This window comes from Halomonas sp. HNIBRBA4712 (assembly GCF_043558675.1).
Taxonomy (GTDB): Bacteria; Pseudomonadota; Gammaproteobacteria; order Pseudomonadales; family Halomonadaceae; genus Vreelandella.
In genome coordinates, this window is sequence record NZ_JBIFXR010000001.1 from 674,992 (window position 1) to 694,804 (window position 19,813).

Genomic DNA, 19,813 nt, shown 5'->3' on the forward strand with positions numbered 1-19,813 from the left:
GCTGCGCGAGTGGTGCGAAAGTGCGCTACCCTTGGCGCCATGGCCGGCGAGCGCAACACCTGCCCGCGTTCGAACACCAGGGATGGATAGGCAATGAAACGAAGTATCTGGCGATTAGCCGCAGCGCTGGGCGCGTGTGTTTTTCTGATGGCAGGCGCCGCCCAGGCGCAAAGCCAGGACGGCGACGGCGATGGCCTCTGGTACACCCTGGACGAGCTGAACGTGGGGCTTGGGGCGCCGCCGGAGGACGTGATCCGTATCACCCCGCGCGAGGCCATCCGTAGCTTCCAGGCGCTGACCGACCAGGAGGAGTACGCCGACGCCGCTCACATTCTTAATCTTTCCGATATCGACCCGGCCGAGCAGCCCGAGCGCGGCGCCGAGCTCGCCCGAAAGCTCTCCGAGGTATTAAAGCGCGGCGACTGGCTGACCGCTTCGAGCCTGCCGGCCCGCCAGGACGCGGCGATCGAGAGCACCGCCGGTGAAAACCCCATGGCCGGCAAGCCGCGCCGGGATATCGAACTCACTGCGCTGGAGGTGGGGGGCGATACTTTTGATGTGCGCATGGGGCGCTACTTCGTTGAGGGCGGGGAACCGGCCTGGCTGATCATGCCTGAAAGTGTGGCCTCCATCGATCTTTTGTACGAGGAGTACGGCCCCTCCTGGCTCGAGGGCCATCTGCCGGAGAGCCTCAAGACCAACTTCGGCCTGCTGATGGTCTGGGAGTGGATCGCTATTCCGGTTTTTCTGGTTTTGATCACCTCGCTCGGCTGGGGCGTTTACCGGGTGTTCGATCTGCTCTCACACTGGCTACCGCCTGGCAGCGTTACGATCTACGTCTCGCAGATCAAGATGCCGGTGTCGCTGATCGTGGTATCGCTGGTGACTCAGATGCTGCTGGACTACGTGGTGTCGTTTTCCGCCATCGCCACCACCACCTTTCGCATTCTGTTGATCATCGTCATGGCCTGGGGCGTGGGCACGATCGCACTGCGCCTGGTCGATACCCTGATGCTGCGCATGGCGCGCAAGCTGGTCGGCGAGATCGACGACACCAAGCCCAAGGATGATCGGCGCCTGCTCACCACGCTTTACGCGGTGCGCCGGGTGATCATCCTGCTTACCGTGACCACGGTTGCGGTCTACGTACTTGGTCAGATTCAGCTGTTCGAGACGCTCGGGCTTTCACTGCTCGCTTCGGCGAGCGTGCTGGCGGTGCTGGTGGGTATCGCGGGCCAGGCGGTGCTGGGTAACATCCTTTCATCGCTGCAGCTGTCGCTGGCCAAGCCCATCCGTATCGGTGACCTGGTGATGTTCGAGGGCCACTGGTGCTACGTGGAGGGGATTTTCTATACCTACATTCGGCTGCGTATCTGGAACGAACGCCGCTTGATCGTGCCGGTGACCTACTTTGTTTCCAGGCCCTTCGAGAACCTCTCGGTCAAGAACGCCAAGAATTATCGCTCCTTCGAGATGACGCTGCACATCAGCGCCGATATTGAGGTGCTGCGCAAACAGTTCTACGCCTTCGCCGAACAAAACGAGAACGTGATCGAACTGCACAATCTCTACTTCTACCTGACCGCCCAGCAGGGCGCCCAGCAGACCATGACCGGCTACTTCGTCGCCTCCGACCCCTTTGCCGGCTGGGTGGCGGAAAACGAGCTACGCGAGCAGATGCTGACTTATCTTCGCAACCACTACCCCGAGTGGTGGCCGCGGGATATCGTGGTGCTCAGCCACGAGGACATGGCCAAGGGCGACGGCGCCAAGACCCACTACACAGTGAAAGGAAACGCCGCCCCGAAACCGGACGGCGACTGATGAGCCAGGCCCCGGCGACGCCCGGGGCGTGAAGACATCAGGCGAAAACGCGAAAACGCTCGCTGTCGTCCATGAATGTCTTTTCACTGAACCCGCTTTCATGGGAGCCAAACGGCATCTGCGCGCGCAGCGTCCAGCTCGACGGTAGATCCCATTCCTTCGCCACTGCCTCGTCGATAATCGGGTTGTAGTGCTGAAGGCTTGCGCCGATGTTGGCCTCACTCAGCGCCGTCCACACCGCGAACTGGGCGATGCCGGTGGCGTGTTCCGACCACACCGGGAAGTTGTCGGCGTAGAGCGGAAACTTCTCCTGCAGGTTTTTTACCACGTCCTGATCTTCATAAAACAGCACCGTGCCGGCGCCGGCAGCGAAGGCGTTGACCTTCTTCTCGGTCGACGCGAAGGCGTCCACGGGAACGATCTCGCGCAGCGTGTCCATCACGATTTGCCACAAGCGGTCGTGGTGCTCGCCAAACAGAATCACCGCCCGCGAGCTTTGCGAGTTGAACGATGTCGGGGCGAGCTTCACCGCGCGCTTGATCAGCGCGCTCGTCGCCTCTTGGTCCAGGGGGATCTGTTTGCCGATCGCGTACTGGCTGCGGCGAGTTTCAAAAACGCTAATGGCGGGATTTGTCATTCTATCTCTCCTTGAGTTGTCAGCGTTCGTTGGGCGATACTCAATCGATTAGCCCTAATTTAGATTAACGCGGTTTAGTAATCCATGTAGAAAAGTCATTGTTACGGAAGAATAAAATTATTGGGTCTGTCAACGCCACACAGTCGAGAGGAGGATGAAAATTATGGTTCATCGCAGATCAGCGTGAACCAGGCCGGATGGAGGGACGGCGGTCAATCCGGGTAAGCTGATGTTCACCATAAACCTCAGCCCCTCACCTGGACACCGCCGTCACCATGAATGCTACCCCCTGGAGCCTGTTCTGGAAAGGCTTCACCATCACCCATCACGAGTTCCTTGCGCCTCAGGTGCTGCGGCTCCAACTGGAGCCCGATGATCAGATTCCGCCCGTCTGCAGTGGCTGCGGCCACCCCTGTTGGCGGGTGCATGACGTGCATCGTCGGCGTGTCCGGGAGGCACCGCTGCTGATCTACCGGGTGGAGCTCGACGTCCCGGTACGACGGCTGCGCTGTCCTGCCTGCGGCCCCACGCGCGAGCGTATCGACTGGCTGCCGGGCCGCTCGCCGGTCACCGATACACTGCGCCAGTGGGTCGAGCGGATGGTGACCCTGTTGCCCATCCAGCATGTCGCCAAGCTGAGCGGGCTGCACTGGCATACCGTCAAGACGCTCGATCAACAGCGGCTACAGCGCGACCTCTCCACGCCTGATGCGACGCGACTTCGGCGGTTGATGATGGACGAGTTCGCTCTGCACAAGGGCCACCGCTATGCCACGGTGGTCGCCTGCGCGGATACTCGACAGGTGGTATGGGTCGGGGAAGGCCGCTCCCGTGAGGCCATCCGCCCGTTCTTCGAGTGGCTGGGCGATGCCCGAACGCAGATCGAGGCAGTGGCCATGGACATGAACTCGGCCTTCGATCTCGAAGTGAGGGAACAGTGCCCCCATGCCGAGGTGGTGTATGACCTCTTCCATGTGGTCGCCAAATATGGGCGCGAGGTAGTGGACCGGGTGCGTGTCGACCAGGCCAACCAGCTGAAGGAGGATAAGGGCGCTCGCCAGGTGATCAGGAAAAGTCGCTGGCTGCTGCTACGCAATGCCGACAACCTCAAGCCCGCCCAGGCGGTCAAGCTAGAGGAGCTGCCGCTTCGCTGGCAACGGTCTACCTGCTCAAGGATCAGCTCAAGACCCTGTGGTTCGCGAAGGACGAGGCAGACGCCAGAACTCGCTGGCAGGAGTGGAGCGGGATGGCACGGGACAGCGGCATCGAGGCGCTGGCCGGCTTCGCCAGGAAGCTGAAGCCCTACCTGTCAGGGATCGTGTCCAGCGCCCGGCATCGGCTGAACACCAGCGTGCTGGAGGGCATGAACAATCGGATCAAGGTCATCAAGCGAATGGCTTATGGATACCGCGACACGGCGTATTTCTTCCTGAAGATCCGTGCCGCGTTTCCCGGCAAAGTGCGATGAACCAAAATTATTTGGGTAATCGGGAGATGACGCCTTCAACAGGAAGGAGGTGTCTTTCCAGCAATGCGGCTACTTCATCTGTATCGTGATTAGCGAGGGCGGCGATAATCTTTTGGTGCTGTTCGGTTACAACGCTTAGCCGGTCGGGACGTATCGACAGCGCTGTATAGGCAACGCGCATTTTCCTTTCTTGTATCGATTTATACACATCCGATATAACAGGATTACCGATGGCATCCACCATGGCGCCATGAAACCCACTATCGTTAATGATATGTTCGTAAAAATCGATATCGTGAGTGTCTACTATCATCGCTTCATGGTAGGTGTACATGGCGAGCGGAACATCGATCTTTTCCTTGCATATCCTCTTTGCGGCGTGAATCTCGATTAGACGCCGCGTTTCATAGATATCGATAATTTCTTGGCCGGTAATTTGACGTACGCGTGCGCCCTTGCGCGGTATCAAGTCGATAAAGCGTTCGGCCTCTAGGCGCGAGAATGCTTCACGCACGGGGGTTCTTGAGACACCTAACTCATCGGTGACTTCTTCTTCTTCTATGAACTCTCCACCTAATATATCGCTTTTAATAATCTTGTTGCGGATGTGGAAGTAAACCTTCTCTTTTATAGAGGGAGTGTTTTGTTTGGCTTTTTTTCTGTCCATTTAAAAAACCTGAAAGATAACGATTGAATGACATGGCGTGACTTTTTTCATTATAACAGAGTTTGATAACACCTTTTATGCTCGTTCCTTTCCAAAAAGGGGCAAGTTTTCAAATGACGAAAGGCAGCCATCGCAAAGCCCCGGCTTCTTTATCAAGAGTGCCGGGAGCTTTTCTGCTTCAGGAAGCGCCGGATAGACTGGGTAGAAGAGTGATGATTCCGGGGACAAGAATCAACAAGGCCACGACGACGAAGTCGGCGATGATGAAGGGAAAAACCCCTTTGAAAGCATCGCTGATGGGGATCTCCTTGACCGTGCCCGAGTAGACAAAGACATTCATCCCCACGGGCGGCGTGATGAGCGCCATTTCGGCAACTTTAACGATGATCACCCCCAGCCAGATACCGTCGAAACCATAGCTGGTCAGTATGGGGTGCAAAATGGGGCCTGCAATGAGAATCATCGAAATGCCATCCAAAAACATGCCCAAAGGCAGTAATAAAAGTAGGCAGATGATGAGCACTCCATAGGGTGGTAGGTCGGCGGATACCACCCAATTAACCAGTGAGGTGGATGCGCCGGACAGCGCAAGAAAGTAAGTAAATACGCCAGCACCGGTCAGTAGCAAAAACGTCATGGCCGTCAGGCCAATGGTCTCGCTCAATGGCTCTTTGATGGCGCTAAAGAGATTGGCGAATTTGACGCGAACGGCAAAGATAATCAGCGCCGCTAGGGCACCGAAAGACGCGGCCTCTGTCGAGGTGGCGATTCCTAAGTAAATTGTGCCGATCGAGACCATAAAGATGATGAATAGATACGCTCCACCCATGATATCGAGTGCCGATTTGGGGGTAGCCGCGCTGGCTTTCGTGGAGGGTGTGGTCGAGGCAGCGTGAGTATGATCCGCGCGGCGTTCAAAAAACAGTACCAGCACCACTATAGTCGATGCGTAAGCAGCAATAGTCAAAAGGCCTGGGCCAATACCGGCGAGAAGCAGCTGGCCGATGGACTCTTCGGTAATGATGCCGTACAGCACTAACACGATGGAGGGCGGAATCAGCACCCCCAGCGTGCCGCCTGCGCATACTACCCCGGCAGCCAAGCGGATATGATGCTTGGCTTGCGTAATTGCGTCGGTAGAGACCCGCGCCAAGGTGGCAACCGTCGCCACACTTGATCCCGTGACCGCAGCAAACAGGCCGGAGCCCGCCAGCGAGGAGAGGGCAGCTCCGCCGGGAAATTTGGCGAGTAGGCGCGAGGCGATGTCGAAGCCGGCTTGTGCCAATCCTGCGCGCACCGCTAAAACGCCCATCAAAATAAAAAGCGGAATGATGACCAAGGAGTAGTTGAACGAGGTGGTGTAGGGCGCGTTAGTGACGGCGGAAATGGCGGCATCCGTGGTTCTTAGCACCATGACACCAATAAGCCCTGATAGCATCAGCGACAAGCCGACATGAAAGCGTATCGCGAGCAGGCACAGAAACGTCACGAGTACAAGCACGAGCGCCATTATACTGTCTGGAGACATGTTCGTTATCCTGTAGAATCTATATTATAGTTTGCTCACCGGGAGTTATTTACGCAGAGCGTTTTACCCGTATGGTTAATCAGTGCGGTTGAACGAATGTTGATAAATGCTTGGCGCGTGTTTAAAAAGTTACGCCTTATTGTTCCCGCCGCTTATTTTTGAGTTCGCCAATGCTTGATAACAGGGCCACGACGAAGTAGAACGAAAAAGATCCAAATAACACTAGTTTGGCTGGCCACGTGGGTAGCCTTAAAATGCCGTTAGTCGTCTCTTGACGGTCAATCGAGGATAAAAAAACGTAAAAAAGCCCCCAGGCAACGATCGCGAAAAGGCCAAGCAGCAGCAGTATGCGAACCGCGCAGAGCACTTTTCTTGAGCCAAGAGGGAGCTTCTCTTCTATGAGGTTGACGGCCACGTGCCGACCATCGATTTCCGCAGAGGCCAAGCCTAAAAAGGCAATGGTGACCAGCAGTAGGGTCGAGATTTCCACGGTGCCTAGAATTGAAGCGCTCAGCACGTTTCGTGAGACCACATCGGCAACCGTCAGTAAAATCACACCAAGCAGGAGCAGACCGGCTGCCATACTCAGCAATGACGCTATTTTGCGAGTAACTTGGGAGGTTTTCATCTCGCTCTCTCCAGACAGCTTAACAGGGGATCCGCATATGAGGTCTCGCGCTCTTCCTCACTAATGATACGCCGATAGTCTTCGAGCACAGACCGGGCGTCGTAGCTTCTGCGCGCGTAACGTTCGATCCAGTTCGATGCGATGTCGACCTGCTCGCTCCAGCGCTCGATATCAGCACCCGCAAACTCAGAGAGTGCGGCGTTGGACGCTAAAAGGTCGTTGCACGCGACTTCACCGGCGGCATCCATCTCCTCAAGGCCGACATCGATACTCAGCGCGGACGCCTGTTCGATCGCTTCTTGATACTCCGGCGGCATCGACTCGAAGAGCTCAACGTTCATGATCACGATGGAACTTGCGAAAGTACCGATTCCAGGGTTGACCAAGTAGGGCGTCGCTTCTGACAGACTGAAGGCCGGCAGATTGGCTGCGGCAATCGCGGAGTACCCGTCAATGATGCCCCGTTCCATCGACTCGTAGATATCGTTGGCGGTCATGGCTACCGGGTTCACGTCAGCGGTTAACAGAACTTCCGACGTGAGGCCTCCCGACCTGATAGAGCGTCCGCGCAAGTCCGCCGGGCTATCGGCGGGCTCGTTTAGTCCGAGCACGACGGCGCCCAGCGGCAGGGGGAAAAGCAGCTTGGCCCCTTGGCGGTCAAAATCCTCTCTAAAGGTGGTGTTCTCGTTGTAAAGGCGCTCTATGGCCGTCATTTGCGCTTTGGGGTTCTGGGTTTCGAACGGCAACTCGGTGACGGTGTACATCGGCAGGTCCGAGGCAGCGTACATCGAACCTACTTGGGCTAGGTCGGTACGTCCGTCGAGAGTCGCTTGAAGTGCCGAATCAGCGCCAATGAGACTTTGGCTATAGTGAAATTCGACCTGTACCTTGCCATCTGTTAGGCGTTCTATCTCCTCGGCCCAGCGCTGCACGGTTTTCGACTGATCGGAATTGGCGCTGGAGTAAGTACTGTAATGAAGCACGTAGTCGGCACTTTTCTGAGTGCAGCCGGCGAGTGCGCCGGCCATCAAAACTGAGAGTGTGGTCAAAACCGCTTTTGTAGTTGTAATCTGAAAGGCCATGGGGTTACTCCATTGCCGAGACTTTGAAACGACGTAGTTCGAGGGCGGGGTTCATTGCTCTTACATTACTCAGCCGCTCGGCGGTTAGCTCGGCCACCCCGACGCCTTCCGCCTCACCTAGTGCACTCAACGCAATACCCATGGGATCGATAATGGCACTATGACCCGAGCCTGTCGGCGCGCACTGATCTGCCGCCAACACATAGATTGTGTTCTCGATAGCGCGTGCGCGAATGAGAGTGTTCCAGTGGTACTCCTTGAGCGGCCCGGGAATCCACTCCGCGGGTAGTGCCACCACGTTGGCTCCCTGGTCGATCAGTGACCGAGTGGTTTCCGGGAAGCGAAGGTCGTAGCAAGTGTGCATGCCCACGGTGTAGCCGTCTATTTCAAACAGTGAGCCATTATTGGGTGCTGCGGCGTTGACCCGGTCCGATTCACGATATCCAAAGGCATCGTAAAGGTGCACTTTGCGGTACACGGCTTGGATCTCCCCCTGATCCATGGCCACAAGAGTATTGTGAATACGCCCATTACCCGCCGTTTCGTTGATACCGGCCACCACCGCGATTCCTAGCTCTTGAGACAGTTTGATGAGCTGCGTGAGGCTCGGCCCGTCCAGCGACTCGGCGTTAGCGACGAAACGATCATCCATTTTGGGAACGGTGTAGATGGCGTATTCGGGCAGGATGGCAAGGCGAACGCGTTGGCTCGTCGCTTGGCGAAGTAGCTTCTCGATTGTCGCGAGGTTTTCGGCTTTGTCTTCGGTCGGTGCGTATTGAATGACGGCAGAAATCAGCGACATTAGCGGGTTTCCTCTTCCATCTTTTTAAAATCGGTCAGTGCTTGGCTAAAGCCATTCAACAGCGCACCATATTGCATGGTCAGCACGATGGTCGCGGCTTTTTCATCGATGGCTACTTGGCGCTCGGCTTCGCTCCAGGCCGGGAGTATCCAAGGCTTGTTGGCTTTGCAGGCGGCTCTCGCCAAATAGCGAATATCGTCCAGGTCGTCTTCGCTCACGCTATAGGCGCCGCGGCCACGGCGCATGCTCAGATCGGACGGGCCAATGAAAATACCGTCGACACATTCGAGGGCAAGGATCTCTTCAACGCTGTCGAAGGCGCTACCATCTTCGATCATGGGAAAGCACTGGTACTCGGTATCCTGAGTGGTGAGCCAGTTATCGGAAAAGCCGCGGTAGCTGGAGACTCGACCACCGGCAAAGCTTCTGTCCCCCAGCGGCGGGAACTTTGCGTAGCCACAGACCTGTTGAGCGTGCTCAGCGGACTCGATATGCGGGATGGCCACACCGTTGGCGCCGAAATCGAGTGCCTGTTGAATCGGCCCGCGCTCGGGGCCCAACACTTTGACAATCACGCGCATGCCGCGCGCGCGAATAGAGGGAATGAGCCAATCCATCGCCGCCAAATCGAACAAACCATGTTCGACGTCCAGCACGATAGTGTCGTACCCGGCCAGCTGGGCAATTTCTACCGCCGCCGTTGAAGGTTCTGTCAGCCAAATGCTTAGCTTCGGTTTGCTCATTTTTATCTCCAAAACTCTTCGTATTCTTCATGTATACACAGAGTATGTTTATATTAAGATCTATATGTCGTCAATACTTCGGTATTTTTTGTATGTAAATTTGTAATGGCAATTGTTAAAAAGTGCGTAATGAAAGCAGGTGTCCGGTTTCAATGAATCACTACAATCTCTTGGAACTCGCTAGGTCCAAAGCCAAACCAAAACAGGAAGGATCAGTGAATGTTTTTTTTCACCGCCCTAGCGACCCAGCCCTGTCAAACACCGGTCGAGGGCGCCCACCAGCCAGTCGATATCCGCTTCTTGGAAGGCAAGCGGGGGGCGCAGTTTGAGCACGTTGCCGTGGGGGCCGGCGACCGACGTGAGTACGCGCTCCTGGCGTAGCGCCTCGATCAGGTCCAGCGCCAGCGCCTTGTCCGGCGTCTTGTTCTGGCGCTCGCTGACCAGCTCGAAGCCGATGAAAAGCCCCGCACCACGCACGTCGCCTACGCACTCGTGGGTCTTCTGCAGCGCTCCCAGTTCGGCCAGCAGTTTGGCACCGACCTTCTGGCTATGTGCCTGCAATCTCTCCTCTTGAATGGTGCCTAGTACCGCCTGTGCGGCGGCCATGGCGACCGGGTTGCCGCCGAAAGTGTTGAAGTAGGGCACTTGGTCGCTGAAGGCCGCGAGTACCTCGTGTCTGGCCAAAAGACCCGAAACGGGGATGCCATTACCCATCGGCTTGCCGGTCGTCACGATGTCCGGCACCACACCGTGGCGCGCGAACCCCCAGAAGGCATCCCCGGTACGAGCAAAACCCGGCTGAACTTCATCGGCGATAAAGATACCGCCATTGGCGTGAACCACGTCGATAGCCTGTTTTAGCACGCCGGGGGGACCAGGCAGTACGCCGTCGGAGGAGAAGATCGAGTCGGCGAGAAACCCGGCGAACTTGATACCGTTGGCCGCCAAGTCGTCGATCTGACGCTGAATCTCGTTGGCGAACCAGGCGCCCAAGTCATTGGCAGTGACGCGGTAGCGATCCGGCGGCGACACCAGGCGAGTGGTGGGGGCCAGCGGCTGGCCGCTGCCCAGTGCCGGTGATGCACCGGAAGTAAGGTAGCTGGTGCCGTGATAGGCCTCCTGACTCACGATGATGCCGGTGCCGCCGCTATAGGCGTAGGCAACGCGCATGGCCAGGTCGTTGGCTTCCGAGCCCGTACACATGTACATGGCTCGGTCGATCTCGGGTGGCAGGGTGGCCAGCAGCTCGTCGGTATAGTCGAGAATGCGCTCGTGCAGGTAGCGGGTGTGGGTATTGAGCTTCTGCATCTGTTCGTGAACGGCGGCTATAACGGCAGGATGACAGTGGCCGATACTGGCAACGTTGTTGTATACGTCCAAGTACTGCTTTCCCTCGGCATCCCACAGATATTGCCCTTGGCCTTTCACCAGGTGCACCGGCTGGCGGTAGAACAGACGGTAGGACTCACCCAGTACGTCGCTGCGCCGCTGCGTCAGCCGGCGAATGTCGGCGGGTAGCGCCTCGGCATGCTCGGCGCGAAAGCTGTTGGTATCCATGATGGTCGAACGTACGGGCATAAACTCCTCCTGAGCGTGGGCGCCTTGCCGGCGTCTGAATCACTGCGCTTGATATTGCTGTCTCGATAATGCCACTGCCCGGCAGCGCAAACTTGACCTCAGCACCCATACGTTCGCGCGCTGCGGTCAACTTGACGTTGACGGCGGGGGCGCTGCGCGCTGAGGTCAACCTGGTGTGTCGCTAGGTCAAGCGCTAGCGGTTGGCACGCGCCATGCTAGCTCCATCCGGGGACAACACGAGGAGTGACTCATGAGCGCCGAGCAGTACGATACTTTGGACAATGCCGCCTTGACCCGTTTGGCTGAGCAAGCCATGACCCGCTACGAGCCGCATCTACAGGGCGAGGTCGCGCTTTTGTGCCGGTCGGAAAATGCCACCTTCGTCCTTACGGTGGAAGGTAGGCGCCACGCCCTGCGCCTGCATCGCGCCAACTATCATCAAAAAGCTGATATCGAAAGTGAGCTTGCCTGGCTAGATGCCCTGCGCGAGACCGGCATTCAGGTGCCCGAAGCCATTGCGGATGCAGGCGGCGAGCGCGTGCTCACCTTGGCTCTACCTGACGGCAGCGAGCGCCACGCGGTACTTTTTCACTGGATGGAGGGAGAGATGCCGACCACCGAGGTGGATCCGCGCTCGTTCCACCAGCTGGGGCGCATTACTGCCAAATTGCACGAGCACAGCCGAGGCTGGCCTCAACCCGAAGGGTTTCAGCGTATCGTTTGGAATCACGACACCATGGTGGGACCGGAGGGACACTGGGGCGACTGGCGCGACGCTCCAGGGCTTTCGCTCGATGATAAAAGCGTGGTTGAGAAGGCCTTGCGCTCTATCGACGAGGCAATGGCCGGGTTTGGCAAGGACGCCTCCCGCTACGGGCTGATCCACGCTGACTTGCGTCTGACCAATTTGTTGATGCACGAGGGCGAAACCCGGGTCATCGACTTCGATGACTGCGGCATGGGGTGGTACCTGCACGATTTGGCGGCAGCCATCAGTTTCGAGGAGCACCACCCCAACGCCGAGGTGTGGGTCGAGCAGTGGCTAAAAGGCTACGAAGAGGTGATTACCCTAAGCGAGGAGGAGCGGGCGATCATTCCCAGCATGCTAATCCAGCGCCGCATTCAAATGACCGCTTGGATGGCCTCTCACGCCGATACCGAGATGGCCAGGAGCTTGGGCTCCGAGTGGGTCGGTCACACCGTACGACTATGCAAGCGCTATCTGGAGGGCAAGCGGCTCCCGATTGGTGCGTGATGCACCGTATGTGTGCAATCGCGTTGGTGTGACGACTTATCAATGGGAGGCATGAACGGGATTCAAGGCGGTCACTTCGTCATGTCGGTTAGCGGGAAAAATGGCGCGAATATTGCTCGGTATTGCCGTTGGTTCGTTAACTTATGAGCAGAGGCCGCCATGATCACATCTTCGCTTCATCCGGCACTGACGGAGGCCGTTCCCGCCATGGCCACCGGCAATCGCGGCGTATTGTCGGCGGCGGCCTCGGGGCTTGGGGGGTTCATTACCCGCCATGGGGGGGATATTGACCATGTGTTCGGGGTCAGCGGCATCGATCCTGCGCTATTGACGAGCCCGACGCTGAGTCTGGGGCTTGCCAACTACTGCCAGGTCCTGGAAGAGGCCGCCAGTCACGCCCATTTTGATAACTTCGGCCTGCACTACGGCAAGCAATTCAAGCCCCAGGCGCTTGGGCTGATTGGCTATATTGGGCTGTGTTCGGCCACGCTGGAGCAGGCGCTTGCCAACGTTGTCGCGGCTTTTCCCTTTCATCAGCACGATACCCTGACCCGGTGGGTCGATACGGGGGAGTGCTGGCGCTTCTATTACCAGGTGCGCCACGGCGCCATTCTGTGTCGCCGGCAGGATGCCGAGCTGACGATAGGCATGATTCTCAATCTTGTCCGCCACGCACTGGGCCCGCACTGGGCGCCTCGCGAGGTCTACTTCGAACACCCCCGACCCGAGCAGTGGCACGAGCACTGCAAGATCTTCGACGCGCCGGTCTATTTCGAGCAGCCGGTCAATGCGCTGGTGATTCCCAAGCATGACGTACGCTGCGCGATGCCGGAAAGCGACCCCGTTCTCTTGATGGTGCTGCAGGACACTATTCGGCGGCTCAATAGCATGGCCCCGCATCAAGGCATTGTCGAGAAGACCCGCAGTCAGGTGCAGCTGATGCTGGCAGAAGGCGAACCGGCGCTCGAATGCGTGGCCGAGCGACTGGGAATGTCCGGCTGGTCACTACAGCGGCGCCTGCATGACGAAGCCATCAACTTCTCCAACGTGGTGGACGGCGTTCGCCGCGAGTTGGCAACGCACTATTTGCAACAAAAACATCTACCTGTTTCGGAAATGGCGCTGCTACTAGGGTATTCAGAAACCAGCGCATTTTCCCGTGCCTTCAAGCGTTGGTTTGGTACCAGTCCTCGCCAGTGGCGTAGGGAGGAGGGTGTTCGGACGCTTGTAAATTCATGAGTGATATTAAATGAAATTCTGGTGCTATATCATAGGGTAACGCTTGCCACACTCACCAGAGTCAAGAAGCCGTTCGCATCCACGAAGCCTCGATCGCTCGTCACAAGCCAAGTGTGTCCATCGATTTTTCTGAGCGCGGCGGCGGTGCGCGCGGGGTCCTCAAAATAGCCCTGCATTACCTGAGGGCCGCTGATGAGGATCGTGCCGGGTTCGCCGGTAGGCTGCTCTTCGAGCGTTTTGCCATCCACGATCTTGATGCTGGTGCCGGGCAGCGGCATGCCCACGCTTCCCACCTTCGCGCCGCGCTGAATTTGCAGGTAGTGGATATCCAGCGCATCGGGCAGGTTCACCGTGGCAACCGGCGCGGCTTCGGTGACGCCATAGCCTTCCAGAATCCGCTTGTAGAACTTGCCCTCGAAGCCTTCTCTGAGCGCCTCATCGACCGCCTCGCCGCCGGTCACCACCACGCGCAGGCTTTCGAGCATCAGCGGGTGCACCTTTTCGGTGTGCCAAAGCTCGCGCAAAAAGGGCGCATCGGTGCACAGCACCGTCGCCTGATGGCGGGCGAGGGTTCTGGCAACGCCGGCGGGGTCCTGAGCGTCCGGCGGGTACACCAGCACCAGCCCTTCGATCAGGGCCAATAGTGTGGCAGTCAGCCCGTAGGCCGCGTGCGGGGCGGGTGTGGCCAGCAGGGCGTCGCTGTGTTCGGTGTTGAGCGCATCCGAAAGCTGCTGGATATTGGCCATCAGGTTGCGGTGGCTGAGCTTCACGCCTCTGAGCGTCTCGATGCTTTCGCCGGTAAATACGATCGCCGCGGTGGCGTCGCTGCTTGATGACGTCACAAGCCAGGCACGCAGCAGCGCCGTGGGCAGCAGGTGAACGCCGAGCCGGGTCATGAAACGCTCGGCGCGCCCCGGCGCGAAATCTTCGAGATACACCACTCGAAGGCGCGAAAGCGGTGCGCTTACGGCCTGTTCGAGGCGCTCGAGATAGGCGCGCGAGGTCACCACCGTGGTGATACCCGCGCGCTCGATGACGGCCTCGAGCAGCGCCGGGTCGGCGGGCGAGAGCGCCACCGGCGTTTTACTGCCCATCAGCGCGGCCATGGTGGTCAGCGCGCCGTCGATGCTGCCCGGTAGCAGCAGCCCGAGCGGCGCCTGGCGCGAGAGCGGCGTAAGCCGCCTGGCGATCAGCGCGCTTTCGCAAAGCGCCTCGGCGGCGCTCAGGCCGCGGCGCGAGGCGTCGACCAGGGCCAGCTCGCGCGGGCGGCGTTTGACGCTCTTGATCCAGCCAACGCCCAAGGGCTCCAGTGTCTCCATGGAATGCTGCCAGGAGCGCGAGGCCTGCTCGAAAATGCGTCGCTTGAGCACGTCCGCCGGGGTGTCCTTTGAAAGCGGATCGCCAAAGGCCACCACCACCGAGCGGTGGAAGGGCGCGTTTCGCAGCGTCTTTAGCCGTTGTGAGGAGCGCGAGAACTGGCTGCCCCACAGCCCGCGCAGGTAGAACGGCACGATGACCACGTCCGGGTTCGCCTTTTCGCAGGCGCGCTGGTAGCCACGACGAAACTCGCCGAGCTGGCCGGTGCGGCTGATCGCACCTTCCGGGAACAGGCAGACCACCTCACCGGCGTTGAGCTGCCTGGCCACCGCCTCCAGCGCCTTTTCGGCGTTTTCACCGCGCTCGATGGGAATGCAGCCCAGCGCTTTGAGAAAACCGCGCAGGTACCAGCGCTCATACACGCTCTTGAGCATCACGAAGCGCACCGGGCGGGGAGAGGCGATCTGCACCATCGCCCAGTCGATCCAGCTGATGTGGTTGCCCAGCAGCAGCACGCCGCCTTGCGAGGGCAGGTTTTCCAGGCCGTGAACCGCCACACGGTAGTGGCGAGTGAGCAGAAAGCTCAGCACGAAGCGCACCAGGCTCTGGGGCAGCTTCACCACGGTGTAGGCGCCGCCCAGAAGAGCGACCGCGGCGATCAGTCCCAGAAGAAAGCGGCTGTCGAGCCCGCTCAGCGCCATGAGCGCGGTAACGATCAAAAAACCGAGCATGGTCAGGTGCTGAAAGGCGTTGCTCGCCGAGAGCGCGCTGCCGAGTTCACGCTCTTCGGCGTGAAACTGTATCAGCGCGTTGAGCGGTACGATGAAAAGCCCGCCCATAATGCCGAGAAAGACGAAGTTGAGCGCTTGAGTAAGCGGCGAGGAAAGAAAGGGCAGGGCCATAAGGCCCAGCGCGATGCCGAGTGCGCCGACCGGAATCAGGCCGGTTTCGATCCGGTTACGCGAGAAGTGGCCGGCGAGTATCGACCCAAGCGTAATACCCACACCGCTGGCGGCGAGAATCCCCTGCAGCACCAGCGTGCTCTCGATCCCCAGTGCGCCCTTGGCGTAGGCGGGAAACGCGGCCAGCAGCACCTGGCCCACCGACCAGAACGCCGCCAGCCCGATGATCGACAAACGCAGCACCGGCTGACGCGCCACCGCGCGAAGCCGCTGGCGGGCGGCCGCAGGGTGCAGGGCGGGTCCGGCGCGCCGGGGCTGTACCTCGAGGGGGCGATCCAGCGGCAGCCGATAAAGCAGTACCAGCTGAATCACGCTATTGACGATCAATACCGCACCCAGCGGCGCAGCGCTTGCCAGTATCGCGCCCCGCGCACCGGCGCCGGCGGGTACCAGTGCCTCGAAGGCGATGGTAAAAAGCGCCGTGGCGGCCAGAATCGCCGCCAGCGTCACCGCCTGAACCAGCCCGTTGGCCTCGGCCAGGCGCTGCTTGCCGAAAAGCGTCACGATCAGTGCGTACTTCGCCGGCGAGTAGAGCGCTGACTGAATCGACAGCACCAGCGTCAGGAGCAGCGCCAACCAGAAGAGCCCCGCCGCGTAGGCCGCCGTGATCGCCAGTGTTACGCCAAACGCCAGCCACGCCGCCCCGCGCAGCACCCGAACGCGGGGCAGGGCACTAACTATCCACCCCGCCGGCATGAACAGTACGATGAACGGCAGAAGAATCAGCGCATTGACCAGCGCGGTCAAGGCGATCTGCTCGGGCCCTTCGGCGCTTCTGAACAGCGTGTTTTGCAGCACGACCTTGTGGCCGATATCCACGAAGGCGTTGAGAAACAGCGCGATCAGGTAGGGCCGAGCGCCCTTGTGGTGCAAAAGCCTCAACATGGTGTCGTCGTTTCTCCGCGCTGGCAAATCGGTAAAGGGGATGGCTGGCGTTGGCAGTATATCGTCAACCCGCGCTCGCGCCAGGCGCTGCCTGATAAGTGTCTGCGCTCGACAATACGGCGTTAAAAATGGGCTTGCGCGCAAGGCCGATCAGAATGCTCATTTACTTAACGCAAACTCCGCTACTGCGCCAATTGTTGCCTTATTTTGGCTTCGCTCGTCGGCTTTTCAAACAGACCTTGGGGGGGCGGGCGAATCCACCTGAAGCTCGGCAACCTGGCGGGCGAGCCACTCGATGAAGCGTGCCACCGGCGCCGGCGTCTCGCCGCCGGGCGGCAGAATGAGCGCGTAGACGAGCCCGGAGCAGTACGCGTGGCGCTCGCCGAAGGGGCGCACCAGTACACCGCTTGCCAGTCGGTCGGCGATCAGCGGATAGCTTGCCAGTACTACGCCCTGGCCGGCGATCGCCTGATCCAGCGCCATGCTGTACAGCGAGTAGCGCCGCTGGCGTGGCAGGCGCTGCGACGCTCCGAGTGCCTGTTCGAACCAGTCCGCCCAATCCGGGACCCGGCTCGTCGTTTCCCAGTCCACCGCGAGTAGCGTCTGGGTCAGCAGATCCTCCGGCGACTCCAGGTGCTGGCGCTCGAGCAGCGCCGGCGCACAGACCGGAAAGAGCCGGTCCTCGAACAGCGCGTGACTTTCGACCCCGGGCCAGGGCGGCTGGCCGTAGCGCAGCGAGAGCCGGGCGCGGTTTGGCGGCCACATCGGTGGCGTCAGACGGGCGTCGGCGTCCAGCGAAATGTGGATCGAGCGCTCGCTGGCTTCGAACTGCGGCAGGCGCGGCAGCAGCCAGAGCTGTAAAAACGACGGCGGCGCACTGATCACCAGTTCGAAGTGATTGCTTTCGCGCCGGGTGATCTTCTCCACGCCCTGGACCATGCGCGAAAGCCCCGCCTGCACCTCGGTGGCCAGGAGCTTGCCTGCCTCGTTGACCACCACCCCGCGCGCGTGGCGCTCGAATAGCGGCGTGTTCAGCCGCGCCTCGAGCAGCTTGACCTGCCGGCTGACCGCCCCGGGGCTCACGCCCAGGGTCTGTGCGGCGCGCTTGAAGCTCTGCTGCTCGGCAGCTTCGGCGAAGGCGCGCAGCGCGTTGAGCGGTAGTCTCGACCTGTGCATGAATGAGTTTTCCTGAGTCTTCGGGTGACGACTAATCGTTTGTGGAAAAGCCCGCTGGTTGCTGCAATGGCGCCTTCATTGTAGAGGAGAAACGCCGTGAAACCGCAAGGCTCGTTAAACTCATCAGCTACTTACGCAGCTACCGTGGTCCAGGACCGCCGCCCGGTGAACGCAGGCGCGGCCTCGCTGATGGTGCTGTTTTGTTTGGCGCTAGGGTTACAGCAGGTCGCGATCAAGGGGGTGGCCGAGGAAATATCGCCCTTGTCCCAGATCGCCCTGCGCTCTGCGATCGCTGCCATGGTGGTGCTCGGGTTTGCCTACGCGAAAAGGCTGCGCGCCCGCGATGTTCGCGCTCACTGGCGCCCCGGCGTACTCGTTGGGCTGGGGTTTACCGGCGAGTTTCTGTTTCTCGCCTGGGGGCTTGAGTACACCCTGGCCTCGCACATGTCGGTGTTTCTTTACACGGCGCCGATCTTCGCCGCACTGGGGCTACACCACTTTGTACCCGACGAGCAGCTCGCCTGGCGTCAGTGGGGCGGCGTGGGGCTTGCCTTTGCCGGTATGGCGGTGGCCATGACGCCGGGGCCGGCGTCGGCATCAAAAGAGATTCTGCTGGGCGATGCGTTGGGGCTTCTGGCCGGGCTCTGCTGGGCCGCGACGACGCTGGTGATTCGCACAAGTTCACTCTCCCGTGCGCCCGCCGAGCTGACGCTGGGGTTTCAGTTGAGCGTTACCGCGCTCATACTGCTACCGGCGGCGCTGCTGACTGGGGAGCTTCTCGCCGCGCGCTTCACGCCGCTGACGCTAATGAGCCTCGGGTTTCAGGCGTTGATCATCTCGTTTGCCGCGCTGCTTTTGTGGTTTTCGCTGCTGCGCCGCTTTCGCGCCTCGCAGCTCGGGGTATTCTCGCTGCTGGCACCGCTTTTTGGCGTACTTTTTGGTACGCTACTGCTCGGCGAGCCGCTGGGCATCGCTTTCATGGTCGGCTGCGGGTTCATCCTGCTGGGACTCGTACTGGTCATGCGCTGAGCGTTCGATTTTTCATCCACTGAAGAGCTCTTGTGACGTTGACCCCATGACGGTGACTCCCTTTAACGCCCTGGCCTGCCCGCTGGACGGTCAGGTGCTGACCCTCGATGGCCGCGCGCTTCGCTGCCCGTCGGGGCACAATTTCGATATCGCCAAACAGGGCCACGTGAACCTTTTGCCGGTACAGCAAAAGCGCTCGGCGGACCCGGGCGACAGCAAGGCGATGGTGGCCGCGCGCCAGCGCTTCTTGAGCGCCGGCTACTACCAGCCGGTGGCCGACGCCGTCAGCGCCGCCACGCTGGAGGATGCGCCGGAAGGCGAGCCGCTTGCGTGCCTGGACGCTGGCTGTGGCGAAGGCTATTACCTTCGCCATTTGGCAGGAGCGTCCAACGCGCCACTTTCGCTGATGGGGCTGGATATCTCTAAGTGGGCGGTGCTCGCCGCGGCGCGCCAGAGCCGCCCGCCGTCGCCGCCGCTCGGCATTCGCTGGGCGGTCGGCAGTAACGCAAGTCTTCCGGTGCGAAGCGCCACGCTCGACCGGCTCTTGTGCATGTTCGGCTTTCCCGTGGTGAGCGAATTTCAGCGCGCGCTCAAGCCCGGCGGCGTCTGGCTGCAGGTGGAAGCGGGGCCAGAGCATCTGCGCGAGCTGCGCGACATCATCTACCCCCGGCTCAAGGCGCCGCGGGCCGAAGACGCCGATACACCCGCTGGATTCACCCTGGCAAGCACCCAGCGCGTGAATGATCGCGCCACGCTACGAAGCGCCGAGGAGATTTCCGATCTTCTAGCGATGACGCCGCATCTTTATCGTGCCACGGCCGAGGGGCGTGAGCGCGCGCTGGCGCTGACCTCCCTGAGCTTGAGTATCGACGTGGTGATCAAGCGGTGGGTCAAGGTGGGATAACAGTGGATAAATGGTAGTGCTTAAACGCAACAAGGCCCGCAGAAGCGGGCCTTGTGGTGCGGACTAAAAGCCCGCTCAAACAGTTAATC

Annotated in this window: 15 protein-coding genes and 1 pseudogene; 6 read left to right on the top strand and 10 right to left on the bottom strand. The window is 59.9% G+C overall.

Annotation, left to right across the window (positions count from 1 at the left end; genetic code table 11):
* Nucleotides 1-93 precede the first annotated feature (93 nt).
* Nucleotides 94-1,824 (top strand): mechanosensitive ion channel family protein, encoded by a 1,731-nt coding sequence (locus ACGK9R_RS03200; RefSeq protein WP_394578116.1) that lies wholly within the window; start codon nt 94-96, stop codon nt 1,822-1,824.
* 37 nt (nt 1,825-1,861) lie between these two features.
* On the opposite strand, the gene ACGK9R_RS03205 is transcribed toward ACGK9R_RS03200, so the two are convergent.
* Nucleotides 1,862-2,461: a nitroreductase family protein gene (locus ACGK9R_RS03205; RefSeq protein ID WP_394578117.1), complete on the bottom strand. Its 600-nt coding sequence runs from the start codon at nt 2,459-2,461 to the stop codon at nt 1,862-1,864.
* A gap of 275 nt (nt 2,462-2,736) precedes the next feature.
* Here ACGK9R_RS03205 and ACGK9R_RS03210 point away from each other — a divergent pair.
* A pseudogene (locus ACGK9R_RS03210) lies at nt 2,737-3,929 on the top strand (ISL3 family transposase).
* A 7-nt stretch (nt 3,930-3,936) separates the two neighbouring features.
* Here the strand turns inward: ACGK9R_RS03210 and ACGK9R_RS03215 are convergent.
* From ACGK9R_RS03215 to ACGK9R_RS03245, 7 genes are all read right to left on the bottom strand, one after another.
* A complete protein-coding gene (locus ACGK9R_RS03215) occupies nt 3,937-4,596 on the bottom strand; it encodes a GntR family transcriptional regulator (protein WP_394578118.1) in 660 nt (219 codons plus the stop codon).
* A 178-nt stretch (nt 4,597-4,774) separates the two neighbouring features.
* On the bottom strand, nt 4,775-6,124 hold the full coding sequence (locus ACGK9R_RS03220) for a TRAP transporter large permease (RefSeq protein WP_394578119.1): 1,350 nt from the start codon (nt 6,122-6,124) through the stop codon (nt 4,775-4,777).
* 136 nt (nt 6,125-6,260) lie between these two features.
* Nucleotides 6,261-6,752: a TRAP transporter small permease gene (locus ACGK9R_RS03225; RefSeq protein ID WP_394578120.1), complete on the bottom strand. Its 492-nt coding sequence runs from the start codon at nt 6,750-6,752 to the stop codon at nt 6,261-6,263.
* Complete coding sequence (locus ACGK9R_RS03230) at nt 6,749-7,834, bottom strand: C4-dicarboxylate TRAP transporter substrate-binding protein (protein WP_394578121.1); 1,086 nt, start codon at nt 7,832-7,834, stop codon at nt 6,749-6,751. Before ACGK9R_RS03230 ends, ACGK9R_RS03225 begins: the two co-directional genes overlap by 4 nt.
* 4 nt (nt 7,835-7,838) lie before the next feature.
* On the bottom strand, nt 7,839-8,636 hold the full coding sequence (locus tag ACGK9R_RS03235) for a carbon-nitrogen hydrolase family protein (protein ID WP_394578122.1): 798 nt from the start codon (nt 8,634-8,636) through the stop codon (nt 7,839-7,841).
* Complete coding sequence (locus tag ACGK9R_RS03240; protein WP_394578123.1) at nt 8,636-9,379, bottom strand: HpcH/HpaI aldolase/citrate lyase family protein; 744 nt, start codon at nt 9,377-9,379, stop codon at nt 8,636-8,638. The genes ACGK9R_RS03235 and ACGK9R_RS03240 overlap by 1 nt, the downstream gene beginning before the upstream one ends.
* A gap of 237 nt (nt 9,380-9,616) precedes the next feature.
* Entirely contained in the window at nt 9,617-10,957 is a 1,341-nt protein-coding gene (locus ACGK9R_RS03245; protein ID WP_394578124.1) for an aspartate aminotransferase family protein, read from the bottom strand.
* A gap of 250 nt (nt 10,958-11,207) precedes the next feature.
* Here ACGK9R_RS03245 and ACGK9R_RS03250 point away from each other — a divergent pair, with 250 nt between their 5' ends.
* Complete coding sequence (locus tag ACGK9R_RS03250) at nt 11,208-12,212, top strand: phosphotransferase enzyme family protein (RefSeq protein ID WP_394578125.1); 1,005 nt, start codon at nt 11,208-11,210, stop codon at nt 12,210-12,212.
* Nucleotides 12,213-12,371: 159 nt separating this feature from the next.
* Nucleotides 12,372-13,451: an AraC family transcriptional regulator gene (locus tag ACGK9R_RS03255; RefSeq protein ID WP_394578126.1), complete on the top strand. Its 1,080-nt coding sequence runs from the start codon at nt 12,372-12,374 to the stop codon at nt 13,449-13,451.
* A 29-nt stretch (nt 13,452-13,480) separates the two neighbouring features.
* Here ACGK9R_RS03255 and ACGK9R_RS03260 read toward each other — a convergent pair whose 3' ends face one another.
* Together ACGK9R_RS03260 and ACGK9R_RS03265 are read right to left on the bottom strand one after the other, a co-directional pair.
* Nucleotides 13,481-16,615 carry an MFS transporter gene (locus tag ACGK9R_RS03260; RefSeq protein WP_394578127.1) on the bottom strand — a complete coding sequence of 1,045 codons (3,135 nt, stop codon included), beginning with the start codon at nt 16,613-16,615 and terminating at the stop codon, nt 13,481-13,483.
* A gap of 228 nt (nt 16,616-16,843) precedes the next feature.
* Complete coding sequence (locus ACGK9R_RS03265; protein ID WP_394578128.1) at nt 16,844-17,791, bottom strand: LysR substrate-binding domain-containing protein; 948 nt, start codon at nt 17,789-17,791, stop codon at nt 16,844-16,846.
* Nucleotides 17,792-17,887: 96 nt separating this feature from the next.
* Here ACGK9R_RS03265 and ACGK9R_RS03270 point away from each other — a divergent pair, with 96 nt between their 5' ends.
* Nucleotides 17,888-18,820 (top strand): DMT family transporter, encoded by a 933-nt coding sequence (locus ACGK9R_RS03270; protein WP_394578129.1) that lies wholly within the window; start codon nt 17,888-17,890, stop codon nt 18,818-18,820.
* Nucleotides 18,821-18,866: 46 nt separating this feature from the next.
* On the top strand, nt 18,867-19,724 hold the full coding sequence (locus ACGK9R_RS03275; protein ID WP_394578130.1) for a putative RNA methyltransferase: 858 nt from the start codon (nt 18,867-18,869) through the stop codon (nt 19,722-19,724).
* Nucleotides 19,725-19,813 lie beyond the last annotated feature (89 nt).

What these genes read in the sequence shown, in the direction of transcription:
- ACGK9R_RS03255 (WP_394578126.1), top strand. Translation starts at nt 12,372, where the DNA reads ATGATCACATCTTCGCTTCATCCGGCACTGACGGAGGCCGTTCCCGCC.
- ACGK9R_RS03245 (WP_394578124.1), bottom strand. Translation starts at nt 10,957, where the DNA reads ATGCCCGTACGTTCGACCATCATGGATACCAACAGCTTTCGCGCCGAG.
- ACGK9R_RS03235 (WP_394578122.1), bottom strand. Translation starts at nt 8,636, where the DNA reads ATGTCGCTGATTTCTGCCGTCATTCAATACGCACCGACCGAAGACAAA.
- ACGK9R_RS03230 (WP_394578121.1), bottom strand. Translation starts at nt 7,834, where the DNA reads ATGGCCTTTCAGATTACAACTACAAAAGCGGTTTTGACCACACTCTCA.
- ACGK9R_RS03240 (WP_394578123.1), bottom strand. Translation starts at nt 9,379, where the DNA reads ATGAGCAAACCGAAGCTAAGCATTTGGCTGACAGAACCTTCAACGGCG.
- ACGK9R_RS03200 (WP_394578116.1), top strand. Translation starts at nt 94, where the DNA reads ATGAAACGAAGTATCTGGCGATTAGCCGCAGCGCTGGGCGCGTGTGTT.
- ACGK9R_RS03265 (WP_394578128.1), bottom strand. Translation starts at nt 17,791, where the DNA reads ATGCACAGGTCGAGACTACCGCTCAACGCGCTGCGCGCCTTCGCCGAA.
- ACGK9R_RS03275 (WP_394578130.1), top strand. Translation starts at nt 18,867, where the DNA reads ATGACGGTGACTCCCTTTAACGCCCTGGCCTGCCCGCTGGACGGTCAG.
- ACGK9R_RS03205 (WP_394578117.1), bottom strand. Translation starts at nt 2,461, where the DNA reads ATGACAAATCCCGCCATTAGCGTTTTTGAAACTCGCCGCAGCCAGTAC.
- ACGK9R_RS03215 (WP_394578118.1), bottom strand. Translation starts at nt 4,596, where the DNA reads ATGGACAGAAAAAAAGCCAAACAAAACACTCCCTCTATAAAAGAGAAG.
- ACGK9R_RS03225 (WP_394578120.1), bottom strand. Translation starts at nt 6,752, where the DNA reads ATGAAAACCTCCCAAGTTACTCGCAAAATAGCGTCATTGCTGAGTATG.
- ACGK9R_RS03260 (WP_394578127.1), bottom strand. Translation starts at nt 16,615, where the DNA reads ATGTTGAGGCTTTTGCACCACAAGGGCGCTCGGCCCTACCTGATCGCG.
- ACGK9R_RS03220 (WP_394578119.1), bottom strand. Translation starts at nt 6,124, where the DNA reads ATGTCTCCAGACAGTATAATGGCGCTCGTGCTTGTACTCGTGACGTTT.
- ACGK9R_RS03250 (WP_394578125.1), top strand. Translation starts at nt 11,208, where the DNA reads ATGAGCGCCGAGCAGTACGATACTTTGGACAATGCCGCCTTGACCCGT.